The 1,719-nt window shown below is 44.5% G+C and carries 1 protein-coding gene; it reads right to left on the bottom strand.

Annotation, left to right across the window (positions count from 1 at the left end):
- Window positions 1-286: 286 nt before the first annotated feature.
- On the bottom strand, window positions 287-784 hold the full coding sequence (locus EMM73_RS19715; protein WP_127688465.1) for a hypothetical protein: 498 nt from the start codon (window positions 782-784) through the stop codon (window positions 287-289).
- Window positions 785-1,719 lie beyond the last annotated feature (935 nt).

Raw genomic sequence — 1,719 nt, 5'->3', positions numbered from 1 at the left:
ATAGGTGTTCACTTTGGGGCAGAATACGCACATTTTCATGGCGAAGTTCTTGAGGTATCTGCCATTCAATTTTATCTATTAAATCATCAAGCAACGTTTTAGTCTTCATTCCAACTCCTCAAATCTTTATAACTCCACATTCACAATTTCATCCCTATTGACCTTTCCCCGGAATTAATACTAATCACGTGATGAGATTTTCCAGCTTATGACAGGCCCCCAGAGAAATGCCACAAGATTTTCGAAACCGTACCTAGTGTTCCTGTCACATTGCCTTCGCAAAGATTTATAATTTATTCAGTTGTAGATAGGTTTGTTGGTCGGGTGTATTTCTAAAGCCATGCCAAAACCTGAAAGCTTCTTCAACTAATTGCGAGCACTCAACGGTGTTGTATTCAACATTGAGAATACCCCGACCAATTGTGTACTTAGTTAACCCTTGAATTTCTTTTGCACCTAAATCAGCTGATTTGTTGCGCACACGGTGTTTATATCCATTTGCTATCTGGGACAATTGCTCAAGCGCGGGGCAAACTCTCTTGTGTATATGCTCTTTGAATTGTTTATCGCTTTTGCCGTTAAGCTTTTTTATATTCCATTCGTGATATATGTAGTCTGGTATGTTATTTAGCGATTCAATCGCAATTAAGAACCGTCGAAATTTAACGAATCGCGGCCCCACATCTTTGCTGTCATCCCTTTCGGCCAAGTATTCCTTAACATTTTCAAATGCGATCCAAACGATATATCCATCCAACGAGCCTAAAGGTCCAAAAACAGACATATTCTTCCCTCATTAATCCGATTAATCCATATACGGCACCATCATACAACCGCACTTAATCACATCCCAGAAAAACGCTGGGGGCAAGTCTTGCAATGTGCCCCAACGTTTTCAGTTGATACCACGGCGATTAATCTACTATCTGGCAGCTTAAAAAGCGAGCAAACACTAGGGTCAAGTCTTGCGGTGTGCCCCAACATTTTTAGTGAATACCGCGGCGATTTATCTACTATCTGGCAGCTTAAAAAGCGAAGATGGGTATAGTTCTGAGCAGACCGTGTTTCGCAGGGATAGCGAAACGCTAGCCCCCATGGATGGGTTTACGGCGTGTCTGCGTGGACTATGCCCTTCCCGCAGCGACATAACCCTCTACCTGAGAGCGAAAAACGGGGCAAGTCTAGCGTCTTGCCCCTATTGTTATGCCAAGTAAAACTAAGCCGCAGATCGATAGTTATCCAACATGGTATATCTTCGGGCATAAAGCGCAAAAACTGCCGCTGCCACTAAGGCAAAACCTGCGAAGAAAAACATTAAAAAGGCGGTTTCCGACAATCCTGTTGCTTCGACTTGCGACAGAACTGTTTCACTTCGAATACTGTTATTCGCCAGCAGCACCCATAAANGGCGCCTGACTGTACGCAAACTCTAAGCCTGTGGCCGAGACTAATACTTCGCCAAAGGTTAAGAGTGCATAAGGCAATACTTGCCAGACAATAGACATCACAGTGCCACCGTCCATCGCCAGTTGTAAACGCTGGGGTCAAGTCTTGCGGTGTGCCCCGAGTTTTGAGTTGATACCAAGGCGATTCATCTACGATCTGGCAGCTCAAAAAAGCGAGGATGGGTATAGTTCTAAGCAGACCGTCTTTGGCAGGGATGCCAAAGGCGAGCCTATAGGGACATATTTACGGCGTGTCTGCGTGGACTATGCCCTT

Source organism: Rheinheimera sediminis, assembly GCF_004005375.1.
In the GTDB taxonomy this organism is placed as follows: Bacteria; Pseudomonadota; Gammaproteobacteria; order Enterobacterales; family Alteromonadaceae; genus Pararheinheimera.
This window is presented reverse-complemented; position numbering and strand designations above follow the sequence as displayed.

What these genes read in the sequence shown, in the direction of transcription:
- EMM73_RS19715 (WP_127688465.1), bottom strand. Translation starts at nt 784, where the DNA reads ATGTCTGTTTTTGGACCTTTAGGCTCGTTGGATGGATATATCGTTTGG.